Source organism: Neptunomonas antarctica (genome assembly GCF_001305295.1).
GTDB classification, from domain to species: domain Bacteria; phylum Pseudomonadota; class Gammaproteobacteria; order Pseudomonadales; family Balneatricaceae; genus Neptunomonas; species Neptunomonas antarctica.
Genome location: NZ_LJSI01000042.1, coordinates 99054 through 113012 on the forward strand (window position 1 = coordinate 99054; position 13959 = coordinate 113012).

12 protein-coding genes are annotated in these 13959 nt (G+C 46.0%); 7 read left to right on the forward strand and 5 right to left on the reverse strand.

Going from position 1 to position 13959, the window contains the following annotated elements:
- Positions 1-7 precede the first annotated feature (7 nt).
- A complete protein-coding gene (locus tag Nant_RS10430; protein ID WP_054341588.1) occupies positions 8-901 on the reverse strand; it encodes a sensor domain-containing diguanylate cyclase in 894 nt (297 codons plus the stop codon).
- 127 nt (positions 902-1028) lie between these two features.
- Between Nant_RS10430 and Nant_RS10435 the strand changes: the two genes are divergently transcribed.
- Together Nant_RS10435 and Nant_RS10440 are read left to right on the forward strand one after the other, a co-directional pair.
- Positions 1029-1358, forward strand: a complete 330-nt coding sequence (locus Nant_RS10435) for a YnfA family protein (RefSeq protein ID WP_054341589.1) — start codon at positions 1029-1031, stop codon at positions 1356-1358.
- A gap of 78 nt (positions 1359-1436) precedes the next feature.
- The gene (locus Nant_RS10440) at positions 1437-1862 is read left to right on the forward strand and encodes a VOC family protein (protein WP_054341590.1); all 426 of its coding nucleotides are present in this window, start codon (positions 1437-1439) and stop codon (positions 1860-1862) included.
- A 1-nt stretch (position 1863) separates the two neighbouring features.
- Here the strand turns inward: Nant_RS10440 and Nant_RS10445 are convergent, their stop codons facing one another.
- On the reverse strand, positions 1864-2067 hold the full coding sequence (locus Nant_RS10445) for a hypothetical protein (RefSeq protein ID WP_054341591.1): 204 nt from the start codon (positions 2065-2067) through the stop codon (positions 1864-1866).
- Positions 2068-2607: 540 nt separating this feature from the next.
- Here Nant_RS10445 and Nant_RS10450 point away from each other — a divergent pair.
- The 3 genes from Nant_RS10450 (at position 2608) to Nant_RS10460 (ending at position 6369) form a co-directional block, all read left to right on the forward strand.
- Complete coding sequence (locus Nant_RS10450) at positions 2608-4176, forward strand: inorganic phosphate transporter (RefSeq protein ID WP_054341592.1); 1569 nt, start codon at positions 2608-2610, stop codon at positions 4174-4176.
- A 121-nt stretch (positions 4177-4297) separates the two neighbouring features.
- Entirely contained in the window at positions 4298-6112 is a 1815-nt protein-coding gene (locus Nant_RS10455) for a Na/Pi cotransporter family protein (protein WP_054341593.1), read from the forward strand.
- Between the two features lie 2 nt (positions 6113-6114).
- Positions 6115-6369, forward strand: coding sequence for a hypothetical protein (locus Nant_RS10460; protein ID WP_054341594.1), 255 nt, complete (start codon positions 6115-6117; stop codon positions 6367-6369).
- A 125-nt stretch (positions 6370-6494) separates the two neighbouring features.
- Here the strand turns inward: Nant_RS10460 and Nant_RS10465 are convergent, their stop codons facing one another.
- The 3 genes from Nant_RS10465 to Nant_RS10475 are packed head-to-tail and all read right to left on the reverse strand — an operon-like array spanning position 6495 to position 12357.
- Positions 6495-7907, reverse strand: a complete 1413-nt coding sequence (locus tag Nant_RS10465; RefSeq protein WP_054341595.1) for an efflux transporter outer membrane subunit — start codon at positions 7905-7907, stop codon at positions 6495-6497.
- 3 nt (positions 7908-7910) lie between these two features.
- Positions 7911-11081 (reverse strand): efflux RND transporter permease subunit, encoded by a 3171-nt coding sequence (locus tag Nant_RS10470; RefSeq protein ID WP_179078929.1) that lies wholly within the window; start codon positions 11079-11081, stop codon positions 7911-7913.
- A 28-nt stretch (positions 11082-11109) separates the two neighbouring features.
- Positions 11110-12357 carry an efflux RND transporter periplasmic adaptor subunit gene (locus tag Nant_RS10475; RefSeq protein ID WP_054341597.1) on the reverse strand — a complete coding sequence of 416 codons (1248 nt, stop codon included), beginning with the start codon at positions 12355-12357 and terminating at the stop codon, positions 11110-11112.
- Between the two features lie 422 nt (positions 12358-12779).
- On the opposite strand from Nant_RS10475, the gene Nant_RS10480 reads away from it, so the two are divergent.
- Both Nant_RS10480 and Nant_RS10485 read left to right on the forward strand, forming a co-directional pair.
- Positions 12780-13397: a TetR/AcrR family transcriptional regulator gene (locus Nant_RS10480; protein WP_054341598.1), complete on the forward strand. Its 618-nt coding sequence runs from the start codon at positions 12780-12782 to the stop codon at positions 13395-13397.
- Positions 13398-13635: 238 nt separating this feature from the next.
- Positions 13636-13920: a hypothetical protein gene (locus tag Nant_RS10485; protein WP_054341599.1), complete on the forward strand. Its 285-nt coding sequence runs from the start codon at positions 13636-13638 to the stop codon at positions 13918-13920.
- Positions 13921-13959: the final 39 nt, after the last annotated feature.

A 13959-nucleotide genomic window follows, 5' to 3' on the forward strand; every position in this document is an offset into this window, starting at 1 on the left:
GGGCTCTTTATAAAATAGAATTTGCTAAATCATCTGATGCCATTTGTAGACTATTACCACCGCGCTGCTTAGCGATATACATGGCCTTATCAGCAGCCGCCAGGAGGCTTTTCTCACTATTGCCGTGGCCTGGGTAGATTGCAACACCGATGCTGGCTCGAATGACGAATGTTTCGTCCGGCGCGGTTTGGACTGAAACCGAAGTTCTTAATTGCTGCAAGATTTTGGTAGCGATTGCCGTTGCGCATTCATCACCCTTTATGCCGTCAAAAATTATCACGAACTCATCTCCGCCAAAGCGAGATACAGTATCCGACTCACGCACGCAGCTGGATAAGCAGTTGGCTGCATTAAACAGCAAATCATCACCAGCTTGATGACCTAAGGTGTCATTAACGTATTTGAGTCTATCTAAATCAATGAACAATAAGGCAAATTGAGTTTTCTCACGTCTGGCGCGTGCGAGTGCTTGGTGCAGGCGATCACTTAAGAGGGCTCTGTTCGGTAGGCGGGTTAATTTATCGTAAAAAGCCAGATTTTCCAGAAAATTAAGCTGCACTTTATGTTTGGTAATATCTCGGGCAACAGCGACACGGATCTTATCTGTGGCATTCCATTGCGCACTCCACAAAATATGCACAATTTTTCCATTTTTGTGGATATAACGATTTTCAAATTCAATCTTAAATTTACCTTCCATGATATCCTGAGCGGCTGTTTGAGTAAGTTCATGATCTTCCGGGTGCACAAACTCGATCATGGAGCGGCCAAGAAGCTCTTCGACTTCATAGCCTAAAATTCTCGGAAAGCCTGCGCTTAAATAGATAAATTTACCATGCTCATCTACCACGCAAATGGCTTCCAGAAGATGATCAATGTAATCAGTTAACGAAGAAAGCATGTAAACTCCAGCAGGGCCTGTAGGTAAAGTGATTCATATGCAGCATCAGGATTTACTTTCTGACTAACCTGATTATAGGCTAGTCTGACAGTGTCGTTATGCTCTTTAAATAGAAATTCAACTTATTATGTTCGAACTAAAAACAATAGCTCTTTTTATGATTACGGCCATCGCCGAAATTGTGGGTTGTTACTTACCCTATCTTTGGCTCAAGCAGGATAAAAGCATATGGCTTTTAATCCCTGCGGCAATCAGTCTTACATTATTTGCATGGTTGCTGTCGTTGCATCCTACCGCCGCGGGCAGGGTGTACGCTGCTTATGGTGGTGTATACATCTTTGTAGCTGTGCTATGGCTCTGGATTGTCGATGACATTAAACCGACCACATGGGATATCGTCGGTGCGCTAGTAGCACTGGCAGGTATGGCCATTATCATGTTTGCGCCAAGAAGTTAACGAGCGAATCGGTGCAGACCACATTTCAAACTATTGCAATAGTGCAGAAACTGACTGCTCTATTGAAGGATGTTTTATATGAGCTTACAACCTTTTCACCTGGCTATTCCTGTATATGATGTGCCGTTAGCACGTCAATTTTATCGCGATATTTTTAACTTAGAAGAAGGGCGCTCTGCTGAAACCTGGGTAGATTTTAATTTCTATGGTCATCAATTGGTTATTCACCACCATCCTAAAACGGTTGATCAGGAAAAAGCGACAACTAACCCGGTTGATGGTCATGATGTTCCCGTGCCTCATTTTGGTATTGTCTTAACGTGGGAGCAGTGGGAAGCATTAGCGCAACGTTTAAAAGCTCACAATATAAAATTCCTGATTGAACCCTATGTTCGCTTTAAAGGTTTGGTGGGCGAGCAAGCAACTATGTTTTTATTAGATCCATGCGGTAACGCACTTGAATTTAAAGCATTTAAAGATATGGGGCAGTTATTTGCGAAGTGAATTATAGCTTGGTAATAACCGTCCAGACCGCGACGAGATAACCCATCACTAGCAGTGTTTTTTGCCATTCACGCACATCGAGATGCAATATTTGATACAAAAAGTAAGCAAGAATACTTACAATCAGCAATAAAATGGCGGGAGTGCCCCGTGAGGGATGCCGCGCTATGCTGACCTGCGATGTACTTGGGGCGCGGTAATTCATAGGCTCGCGCTTGCGGACTGGATTTGGCTTCCTTGAAACCATCATGTCCTGAGCTGCCCAGATCCTGAATTGAAAGCGATTGCAACGCCTTGGGGAAAGAGGCTACCACCCAATCTGCAGAAGCGACAAAATTTTGTACCATTTTACTTATTATAAAATATCATTTTTTATAATAAACACTTGAATAGACGACTTGCAATTCTCTCAAAATTAACTCAAAGCCCGCTTAAAAATAACTTAAAGCCCTTACGGATCCTGTAACCATAGAGCATTTTTCGGACAGTATTCACACCGTTCATTGTGACTATAAAAAATCGACAAAATAGCGACCCAAGTCATTGTCACAACGAACATAAGCATGTTTGTATTAATGAAATCTTAATTATAATAAATCATCGATCAGGCATTCATAATGAACAAGAAAAAACTGTAAAAAAGTACTGTGATTTGGGGTGTTTTTATGCGGGAATCACCAATGCTTTAGTCTCGCTCTCATGATTGGCTTGTTGCAATAGTCACGATTAAACAGGTAATAATTTTATGGATATTAGTAATCTTAATGATTTAGAAGCGGCCTCTGCTCATGGGCGTAAAGAACTTTTTCGCATTGGTACGGCGTTGCTCTTTATTGTAGGCATCATGCTGTTTACAAGCCGGGTAGGAATAAATAGCCCAGATCATATTATGCTAGTGGTTGCCGCTATGATCGGCGGATATATGGCGATGAATATTGGTGCCAACGATGTGGCTAACAATGTGGGGCCTGCTGTCGGGTCAAAAGCATTAACCATGACCGGTGCCATTATAATCGCGATCATATTTGAAGCCAGTGGCGCTTTGATTGCCGGTGGTGATGTGGTGAGCACCATCAAGAAAGGGATAATTGACCCCTCTCTGATACCCAACAGCGAAACTTTTATCTGGTTAATGATGGCCGCGTTGTTAGCCGGTGCTATTTGGTTAAATTTAGCAACTATTGCAGGTGCTCCGGTTTCAACCACTCACTCTATCGTCGGTGGTATATTGGGGGCTGGTATTGCTGCTGGCGGGTGGGATATTGCCAATTGGCCGCAGCTTGGCAGTATTGCCGCAAGCTGGGTTATATCCCCCGTCCTTGGTGGGATAATTGCGGCATCATTTCTCTTTTTAATTAAGCGTACTATTACCTATCAAGACGATATGATTTCGTCAGCCAAGCGCGTGGTGCCATTGTTGGTGCTCTTTATGGCCTGGGCATTTAGTGCTTACCTGATGATGAAAGGGTTTAAAAACATCTGGAAAGTGGACTTAGTAACCGCTTTATTGATAGCAGCCGTTGTGGCGGCGGTAGTTTATGTCATTGTACGCCCACTTGTTGATCGGGCTGCAGATCGTCTCAAGAATGATAAGGATAGTGTTAACAGCTTGTTTACAGTGCCCTTAATCTTTGCGGCTGCGCTACTTAGTTTCGCCCATGGTGGAAATGATGTTGCCAACGCAGTAGGACCATTGGCGGCAATTAATGATGCTGTTACTAGTGGAGGACTTGCAACAAAAGCGTCTATTCCACTCTGGGTTATGTTGATTGGCGCAGTGGGTATTGCTATTGGATTGGCGCTATATGGACCAAAACTAATTCGTACTGTGGGAAGTGAAATCACTGAACTCGATAAAATGCGCGCTTTTTGCATTGCTATGGCAGCAGCAATTACGGTGATTATTGCTTCACAACTTGGCTTGCCCGTTAGTTCTACTCATATTGCCGTAGGCGGTGTTTTTGGTGTTGGCTTTTTACGTGAATTTTTAAAAGCCAGTTACACTGAAATGACGATAGAAATTATGCATCACCATGAAAATGATAACCCTATCGACGTGGCATCTTATTTGTCTGAATTTGGAAAAGCATCTATTAAGACAAAAGGGGAGATGTTGAGGCAGCTTAAGAAAAGCTCCGATAAAGAGCATTTATCTAAAGAAGAACGAAAAGAGCTACGAAAAGTTTATAAGCTTGAATTAGTAAAACGTTCAGCCCTGCTGAAAATTGCCGCCGCCTGGGTCATTACGGTACCTGCATCTGGCGTGATGGCGGCAATTATTTACTTTACGATCAGAGGCATGATGCTGCCATAGTGATGGCTTTCCAGAGCCTTTTTTAGAAAAGGCAGTTGAATGTGAGGCTTAATATTGACTGCGGCTGTATTTTAATTCGCAGAAAGCAGAATTTTACTCAACAGGTTTGTATGGAAAGTACATGATTAAAAAAATAATATTACCTACTATTTTTTTGTTATTAACTTACGGATTTTGGCTTAGTCCTGACTTTAAGGAAATTACGGCGGGTGTAGCCATTTTTCTGTTTGGAATGTTAGCACTTGAGCAGGGCTTCAATGCATTCGCCGGTGGGACCCTTGAAAGGACTCTGCGTAAGAGTACTAACAAAATGTGGAAAAGCCTGACTTTTGGTTTTACAGCGGCAACCGTGATGCAGTCCAGCTCACTGGTATCCGTGATTACTATCTCTTTTCTCAGTGCCGGGCTCATCGGGCTGGTTGAGGGTATGGGTATTATTTTTGGTTCTAATGTTGGTAGTACCACCGGTGCATGGCTGATTGCTGGTTTTGGGCTGAAGGTGAACATTGCTGCTTATGCAATGCCGATGTTGGTATTTGGTGTCATTCTCATCTTCCAAAAATCAAAATCACTGAAAGGATTTGGCTATATCCTGGCCGGACTTGGGTTTCTTTTCCTCGGTATTCACTATATGAAAGAGGGCTTTGAGACCTTCCAGAATCAAATTAGTCTGACTGATTATGCCATGGAAGGTTTTGCCGGGGTGGTAGTCTTTACACTGGTTGGTATTCTGGCGACTATTATCATGCAGTCCAGCCACGCCACGCTGGTACTGGTTATTACCGCACTTTCGGTCCAACAGGTGACCTATGACAATGCACTTGCTCTGGTAATCGGCGCCAATGTCGGGACCACCATCACTGCCGTGTTAGGGTCGTTGACATCTAATACTGACGGCAAGCGGCTTGCGCTCTCAGATGTTCTCTTCAAGGTAACGGCGGGTATTGTTTTTATGCTTGCGATGAATCCGGTTATCGGGTTGGTCGATATGATATCCACTTCGATAGGTATAGCTGCAGATGACCATACCCTTAAACTTGCCGTATTTCACACCATTTTTAATGTGACAGGTGTTGTCATTATGGTGCCATTGACAGGGATGCTGGTTGCTTTTCTGGTGCGTGTAATACCCACGCCGGCCCCTCAGATAGAAAAAGCTCATTATCTATCTTCTGCGTCAGCAGGAATCCCTGCCGCTGCTATCGAGGCTGTTAGAAAAGAGACCGTTCGCCTTTTTGATTTATCGGTTGATATTATCATTCAGGGTTTAAGCTTGAACAGAAGCGTGCTTGCTGCAGATAATGAAATTGAAGATGCCATTAATAACGCTAGCAAAATAGTTTTTCAACAAGATATTGATGATGTATACGAGAGGCGCATCAAGTCTATTTATGCAGACATCGTTGAATTTATTAGCCAGTCTCAGACTTCAATGGAGGCGCCCGGACATTTAGATAGATTGTTGCTGTTGAGAGAAGGAGGCCGCGATCTGGTCGAGATCATTAAAGGTATCAAGCATCTACAAAAAAACCTGAAACTCTATACGAGTTCTACGAACTCGGATATTCGTCAGGAATATAACAATATGCGCATACAAATATGTCGTGTGTTACAGGAATTAGAAATGATACGGGCCGGAGACGATGAATCAGCTACCATTTTATCACTCGATCTCCTTAAAGTAGAAATCAATGAGAAGGACATTATTAAAACAGGGCGGTTGGATCGTCTGATTCGCGAGCACCGTATCAGTGCACCCATGGCGATCTCCCTTATGAATGATAGCGCCTACTATCAGGATATCTGCCGAAACCTTATTCATATGGGGGGGATACTATTTATCTCTTCAGATCAGAATGAAGAGGCGGCAGAAAATAGTGTCGCTCTGGATGAGGTAGAAATTAAAGAAGTTGTTGATGGATATGTAGAGAAATAAAAATGATGACTACTGATGATCTGTTAAAAAAAGTAAAGAATTTTGTCGATACGGACAGACGGGAGCGGATTACAAAGTATGAGTCGCTAAAACGTCTTCTGAAAAAACTTAAAATAAAAGAAAACCTGCTGAAGGATAAAATCCGGAGCGAGAGTAATGAAAAATCTCAAAAAAGGCTGGAAGAAAAAATGAGAGTGCTTAAAGCTCAGCGAAAAAAAGGTTTGAAATTACTAAAAGAACTTAAGAGTGAAATATAAATATAGAGAGTCGATATAGAGGGGTATCATGATTTAGTGCGGGTTTCGTGCTCTAGCGCGTAACGTGATACATCCAGTAAGCGCTGATGACGCTTACTGATGTATTGTGAGATCTGCCACTCTACTTACAGAACATCAATACCGCCGCCAAATGTCTGATAAATACTCACCAGGCGAGTGAAGGTTTGTTGTTCTAGCTGTGCTTGTTGATCGCGGCTGCGTAGCAGTTCGCGCTCGGCATCCAACAGATCGAAAAACTCACCACTACCGGCGTTATAGCGTTGGCGAGCGATGCGAACCGCTTTCTGGCTGGCTTCACGCTGCTGTGCTGTCATTAGTTCTTGGTGGCGGCTTAGGTTGTAATTCTTAAGTGATAGCGACATCTCGTTAAGCGCGGTAAATACATTCTGCTCAAAGTCAGCCAGGGCCATACGTGAGCTGGCTTTTGCGGCACTGATGCGTGCTCTTACCGATCCTAAATCAGCCGCTTGCCAACTCAGCGTTGGCGCTACTGACCAGCTTTGAGAACCGCTGTTTAAAGCAAACCCAGGGCCGGATAAGAAGCCCAGAAAACCGCCTATGGATAAATTGGGGTATAGATCTGCTGTAACAACGCCTATCTGAGCGGTGCTGGCTGCCAGCGCACGCTCACTACTGGCAACGTCTGTGCGATAGCGGAGGTAGTTTTCACCCTCCACAATCGCGACGGGTTTTTGTAATTGAGGTAGCCGTTTTGCTTGACCTGAGTTTTTACTCTCGCTTAAAGCAAGCTGATCAGGGCGTTGCGCCAGCAAAGAGGAGAGCGTCGCATCAGCCGTTTGAAGCTGGCTCTCGTAAGCAGGAATGTTTGCTTTCACTTCGTAAAGTTGAGCATCAATTCGTGCCAGTTCAAGCTCAGAAGCCATGCCGGCCTCTAAGCGAGCAAGAACGATGGCTCTGCTCTGTTCGAGATTGTCGAGGTTTTCCCGGGCGACCTGTAAGTGCAACTGCGCGCCTCGATAGTCACCATAGCTGATGGCTACCTGACTGATGATCTGCAGTTGCACATCGTGCCATAAAATATCTGCTTGCTGTGCATGGGCCTGTGCCGCTTCACTGGCACGTCGGATTTTACCAAACAGATCGATATCCCACGAGAGTCTGGCGCCCGTACTGTAGCCGCGGCTAATAACGTCATTATCACTCGGGTCTGGCGTGCTGTTCTCATAGGCTTGATAGCCGGAACTCAACGAGCCCGTCGGGGCGCTATTATTATCCGTATCACGGAAGACCGAATAAGCGCGGCCCAGGTTGGCGCGCGCCTGAGCGATACTGCGGTTTTCTACTAAGGCTTTTTCGATCAGTTGATTGAGTATCGGATCATCAAAAGCTTGCCACCAGTTAAGCGCTAAATTCGAGTGCTGGTAAGGGCTGCTAAAAGGCACGTCTTTTATTTGTTGAGGGGCCTGGTAATCCGGCCCCACGGCACACGCCGTGAGTGTGCCGACCATCAAGGCCAGCGTCGTGAATTTGAACGCTAGTTTAAAAGCTGTTTTCATGGCTTATATTCCTGCTTTGTGCCCGGATGCATCCGCGCTAGCGTTTGGTTTCGGATCACGTTTTGCCAGCGCGTAATAGAACAATGGCGTTAAGATGAGACCAAAAACAGTGACACCAATCATGCCGGAGAACACCGCTACGCCCATCGCCTGGCGCATTTCAGAGCCTGCTCCGCTGGAGAAAACCATAGGGACGACACCCATGATGAAGGCGATAGAGGTCATCAGAATAGGGCGCAAACGTAATCGTCCCGCTTCTAAAATGGCGTCGAGTCGATTCATGCCGTGATCTTGAAGTTCTCGAGCGAACTCAACGATCAGTATGGCGTTCTTGGTCGCTAAGCCCACCAGCACCACTAAGCCTATTTGCGTGAAGATATTATTATCCCCACCGTAAATGAGTACTCCTGTGAGCGCTGATAACAGTGTCATTGGAATAATCAGGATGATGGCCATTGGCAAGCTCAGGCTTTCGTACTGAGCGGCCAGCACCATGAACACTAATAAAATAACTAATGGGTAGATAAACATGCCGGCGTTACCTGCCAGAATCTGTTGGTAAGTTAGCTCCGTCCACTCATAGGTCATGCCGTTAGGCAGGGTTTCCGCGAGGATTTTCTCGATAGCGGCTTGTGCTTCACCGCTACTAAAGCCCGGCGCCGGGCCACCATTTAGCTCGGCTGTGGTAAAGCCGTTGTAGTGCATAACACGGTCCGGGCCTGCGGTATTCGTCACGTTAATAAAGGAACCCAGCGGGATCATCTCACCGTTTTGGTTGCGGACTTTTAATTGGTTGATTTGCTCGGGTGTTTGTCGGAATTGTTCATCGGCTTGTACGTTTACCTGGTAGGTACGGCCAAACTGGTTGAAGTCATTCACATAGGCAGAACCCATATAGGCCTGCAGTGTGTCGAACAGCTCATTTAACGACACGGATTGTTGCTTAGCCTTGGTCCGGTCTATATCCAAATCCAACTGAGGAACATTTACCTGATAGCTTGAGAAAACACCGGTCAGCTCTGGTGTAGCCCATGCTTTTTGCATGACCTGCATAGTGACTTTGTAGAGTTCGTTATAACCGTAGTTTGCCCGGTCTTGTATCTGTAGACGAAATCCGCCAATGGTGCCTAAGCCCATCACCGGTGGTGGCGGGAAAATGGCAATAAAGGCGTCCTCGATCCCTGCAAACTTTTGGTTGAGTGCGCCGGCTATCGCTTGTGCAGAAAGCGAAGGGTCGGTGCGTTGATCAAAGTCAGTTAATGGGGTGAATACCACACCGCTGTTGGGACTATTGGTGAAACCATTGATGCTAAGGCCCGGAAATGCGACCGAGTGAGACACACCAGGCTGCTCAAGGGCAATACGAGACATCTCTTTGATAACGGCCTCGGTACGATCCAGCGATGCTGCATCGGGCAATTGAGCAAAGGCAATCAGGTATTGCTTATCCTGACCCGGCACATAGCCTGTGGGCGTGGTGTTAAATTGGTAACCGGTTAAGGCAATTAAGCCAATGTAGATTAAGCCAATCAGTGCGCCAAAGCGGATGACTTTTTTAACCAGCCAGCCGTAACCGTGAGATAGCTTTGCAAAAAACAGGTTAAACGGCTTGAATAACCAGCCACCTAATAAGGCGTCCATGGCGCGTGTTAACCCATCCTTTTTTTCGTGCTTGCCCTTCAATAGCAAAGCAGACAAAGCAGGGCTGAGGGTTAGCGAATTGATCGCAGAAATAAAGGTAGAGATGGTAATAGTGAGGGCAAACTGTTTATAGAACTGCCCCGTTAAACCCGACATAAAGGCGGTAGGAATAAAGACCGCGGCTAACACCAATGTGGTTGCCACGATGGGACCTGTCACTTCTTTCATGGCTTTTTGTGTTGCCGCGACAGGTGATAGGCCGTCTTCGATATTACGCTCAACGTTTTCAACAACAACAATGGCATCGTCTACGACGATCCCGATCGCTAAGACTAATCCGAATAGCGAGAGTGCGTTTAATGAAAAACCCAGAAAATGCATAAAAGCAAAGGTGCCTACTAAAGAGACAGGCACCGCTACCAGGGGAATGATAGACGCGCGCCAGGTTTGCAAGAAGAGTATAACAACCACCACGACTAGCAGGATCGCTTCAAGCAAGGTTTTAACCACGGCTTCAATGGACCCGCGTACAAACACGGTTGGATCGTAGACAATGTCGTAGCTCAAGCCCTGCGGGAATGTTTGTGATAGCTCTGCCATTTTCGAACGCACATCATCAGAGATCTGAATGGCATTCGAACCGGAAGCCTGGAAGACCGGAATCGCCACCGCTTCTTTGTTATCTAGTAAAGAGCGAAGGGCATAAGTAGAAGAGCCGAGTTCGACCCGTGCAATCGCTTTTAAGCGTGTAATCTCTCCCTGGGCACCGACATTAACGATAATGTCTTCAAATTCTTCTACTTTTGAAAGACGGCCTTTTACATTGATCAGTAATTGAAAGTCTGCACTACCACTTGGCTGGGCACCCAGACTACCGGCCGCCGCCTGCTGGTTTTGCTCGCGAATCGCCGCAATAACGTCTGTGGGAGATAAACCCAGTGCAGCGACTTTATTGGGATCAAGCCAAACACGCATGCTGTATTCGCCCGCACCAAACAAGCGAACGGCACCTACGCCCTCAATACGGGCTAGCTCATCTTTTACGTTGAGTGCCGCATAGTTTGAAAGGTAGAGCATGTCGTACCTTTCATCCGGGGAGGTTAAATGCACCACCATGGTGAGGCTGGGTGATGATTTTTCTGTTACCACACCCAAACGCTGTACTTCTTGTGGTAAGCGCGGTTTAGCCCGCTCAACACGGCTTTGTACCTGAGTTTGAGCCAGATCGATATCAGTACCAATCGCAAAGGTGACGGTCAGTGTCATGCGCCCATCGGACGTTGCCTGAGATGACATATACAGCATGTCTTCAACGCCGTTAATCTCCTGCTCCAGCGGTGAAGCAACAGTTTCAGCGATAACTTTTGGGTTGGCACCCGGGTAGTTAGCCGTGACAACAACCGTGGGTGGTACGACGTCAGGGTATTCGGTAATAGGTAATTGCCATACCGCGATGGCGCCACCAATAAAAAACAACAGTGAGAGCACGGCCGCAAATATCGGTCGCTTGATAAAAAACTGGGATAACATAATGGCTCCTTACTGAACCTTGGCCTTTGGTTTAACCGCGGTTGTCTGTGGGTTCTGTCGCGCTGCTAAGTGCGGCACTAGCGGTATCTAAGGTTTGTTGTTCAGCGTGTAGGGCAGCGAGTGCTGCATCGCTAGCCATGGCAACGGACTTAGGTTTGATCTTCATGGTGGGGCGAACGCGCTGTAAACCGTTAACAACAATCACATCGTCAGGCGATAATCCCTGGGTCACAATACGTAACCCGTTGATGCTTTCACCCAGGGTAACAGGGCGGTATTCCAGTGTGTTCTCGGCATTTACAACCAAAACAAATTTATTGTTGAGGTCGGTGCCGATGGCTTTATTGTCGACAAGAATGCCTTTGTATGTATCGCTGCCGATAAGTTTGAGGCGTGTAAACAAACCCGGAATTAAGTTGTTATCCTTGTTTGCAAAGCGGGCACGTACCCGAATAGTGCCGGTTTGTTGATTCATGCTGTTATCAACAAAGTCGATATGACCGATGTGAGAGTAACCAGTATCATTAGCCAGCCCCATATAAACAGGGTTGCTGGTATCGATATCACGTGTATCCGCGCGTTTTCCGGTATTAGCAAGCTGCCCGTATTTTAGGTAAGTTTGTTCATCCAGATCAAAATAGGCATACATGGTATCGGTAGATACCAGGCTGGTTAGCTCGCTTTGGCCTGCATTAACAAAATTCCCCTCAGTCACCCGTGCATAGGATACGCGACCATCAATCGGGGCCGTTACTCTGGTATAAGCCACGTCTAATTGCGCACGTGTTAATGCCGCTTGTACAGAGGCGACTTGTGCAGCCGTTTGCTGTTGCTGAGCGAGTCGGTTATCTACTGCTTCTGTAGAGATAGCACGCTGCTTACTCAGCTTTTTTGCGCGATCATAATCGTTGCCAGCCAGTCGTGCAGCCGCTTTAGCGTTACTTAAATCTGCTGTTAAACGCTTTACTTCGGTATCAAACGGGTTCGAATCAATAAGGAAGAGTACGTCGTCTTTTTTAACCAGCGCGCCTTCCTGGAACATCACTTTTTCAATATAGCCAGAAACACGGGGGACAAGGTTCACGGTCTGCGGAGCTTGTAAGCGGCCGGTGAACTCATCCCATTCGGTAATGCGTTCGTGAATGACGTGCGCAACGGAGACTTCCGGTGGAGGTGGCGCACCAGGGGCGGCTGCTTCTTTACCACCACCACACGCTGTTAGCACCATGGCAGCAATACTGCCAAGCGTAAGGTTTCTAATCATTTTTTTGGTGCTCATAGCGTTAGTCTCTTGAGTCATATGATGTTTAATAAAACCGCATTAAAGCGAGTGCCTGAGTACAGCGATGAAGAAATCCAGTTTTTCTTGACGCTTGCACTAGTTTTGTACCGAGTGGTAAGAATATAATGAGTAACTCGTATGTACAATCTATTTTGTACCGATTGGTATTATATTTATCGAACACTGTATCTTGCGATTGCAACAATGCTTTTAATCAGAAATGTCAGGCAATGTAATTGAATCTGTATGTACGTACATACCTGTAGTTTAGGTAGCTATGCGTTACACTTGAATGCCAAAACTGAGCGGTTCTTGCCTCATCCTGCCGGGTTGGTAGTTAGTAGCTGTGCAGGCTAGTGAGTCTGGGTAAATTGTCTGGTTAGGTTTGCGATACAAAAATTGTTCTTAGGAGAAGAGTCATGTCGGATTCACGTTGTGCAGCTTCGGTTGGTAGACCGCGTGCCTTTGATCCAGAAGTTGCGTTAGAGAAAGCCTTAGAAGTCTTTTGGCGTAAAGGTTACGACGGTACTTCGTTAGCAGATCTGACGGAAGCGATGGGCATTAACAAGCCGAGCTTATATTCTACTTTTGGTAATAAAGATCAGCTATTTTTAAAAGCAATCGAGGTATATGAAAACCGTCCTTGTGCTTTTTTTGGACCCGCACTCGATGAACCAACCGCCCACCAAGTCGTTAAAAAAATGCTGTACGGAGCCGCCGCAAATTTTGCAGACAAAAGCCACCCGCAAGGCTGCGTCATTATACAGGGCGCTTTGTCTTGCAGCGAAACAGCCAGTACCGTGAAAGAAGCGCTTATTGCCCGTCGACAAGAGGGTGAGCAACGTGTGCGTGATCGCTTAGCACGTGCCCAAGCCGAAGGGGATATCCCGGCGACAACTAATGTAGGTGCTTTGGCGCGTTACATAGGCACGGTTATTCAAGGCATGGCGATCCAGGCCAATAATGGTGCGACCTCGGAAGAATTAACGGAAGTGGCTGATTTAGCACTCTCTGCTATGCCACCCATTGCTCAATAGCACTTCTATCTATTCAGAGCACTAATATCCTTCGTACTCCGTAACCGTACGAGATATCTATGCCATCGATATACCTGACTAATGGCCAGTTAATCACAACAAAATAGGGGCTTACTGGCCCGCTAACCACTTCGTCAAAACTCCTGAAGATATTTTCAGTTTCGTTTCATATTCATTTGCTAAATTGCTGTGGTACTTACATTTTTCCGGGAACTTTGTTCACTCAGGAGGGGTTGCTATGTGTAGCACACCGAAAGGAAAAAACACGTCCAGCAGCAGAAATCAATGTCCCACTGGCGCTACCCAGATGTCTACTGGGCAGTATGCATCCTTTGCTAAAGTAGCTAATTCGGCCTTCGAACGAAGAGAAGCTAAAAAAGCAGCGCTACGCTCAGAAGAAGGTCAAACCATCGACAGAAAAGTCACTAAGCAGGAAGTATCGCCTCCTTATTCACCCTTGCAACGCACTGCGAAAGGAAAGCTTTGCATGCTTTTTGAATGGCTGCATTTGTCTGTAAGGTAAATGCTAAGGTCGTCTATAAATAAGTAATTTTTATGCAAT

Coding starts and splice junctions, on each gene's coding strand:
- Nant_RS10450 (WP_054341592.1), top strand. CDS start 2,608: ATGGATATTAGTAATCTTAATGATTTAGAAGCGGCCTCTGCTCATGGG.
- Nant_RS10445 (WP_054341591.1), bottom strand. CDS start 2,067: ATGAATTACCGCGCCCCAAGTACATCGCAGGTCAGCATAGCGCGGCAT.
- Nant_RS10440 (WP_054341590.1), top strand. CDS start 1,437: ATGAGCTTACAACCTTTTCACCTGGCTATTCCTGTATATGATGTGCCG.
- Nant_RS10460 (WP_054341594.1), top strand. CDS start 6,115: ATGATGACTACTGATGATCTGTTAAAAAAAGTAAAGAATTTTGTCGAT.
- Nant_RS10465 (WP_054341595.1), bottom strand. CDS start 7,907: ATGAAAACAGCTTTTAAACTAGCGTTCAAATTCACGACGCTGGCCTTG.
- Nant_RS10475 (WP_054341597.1), bottom strand. CDS start 12,357: ATGAGCACCAAAAAAATGATTAGAAACCTTACGCTTGGCAGTATTGCT.
- Nant_RS10430 (WP_054341588.1), bottom strand. CDS start 901: ATGCTTTCTTCGTTAACTGATTACATTGATCATCTTCTGGAAGCCATT.
- Nant_RS10485 (WP_054341599.1), top strand. CDS start 13,636: ATGTGTAGCACACCGAAAGGAAAAAACACGTCCAGCAGCAGAAATCAA.
- Nant_RS10435 (WP_054341589.1), top strand. CDS start 1,029: ATGTTCGAACTAAAAACAATAGCTCTTTTTATGATTACGGCCATCGCC.
- Nant_RS10480 (WP_054341598.1), top strand. CDS start 12,780: ATGTCGGATTCACGTTGTGCAGCTTCGGTTGGTAGACCGCGTGCCTTT.
- Nant_RS10455 (WP_054341593.1), top strand. CDS start 4,298: ATGATTAAAAAAATAATATTACCTACTATTTTTTTGTTATTAACTTAC.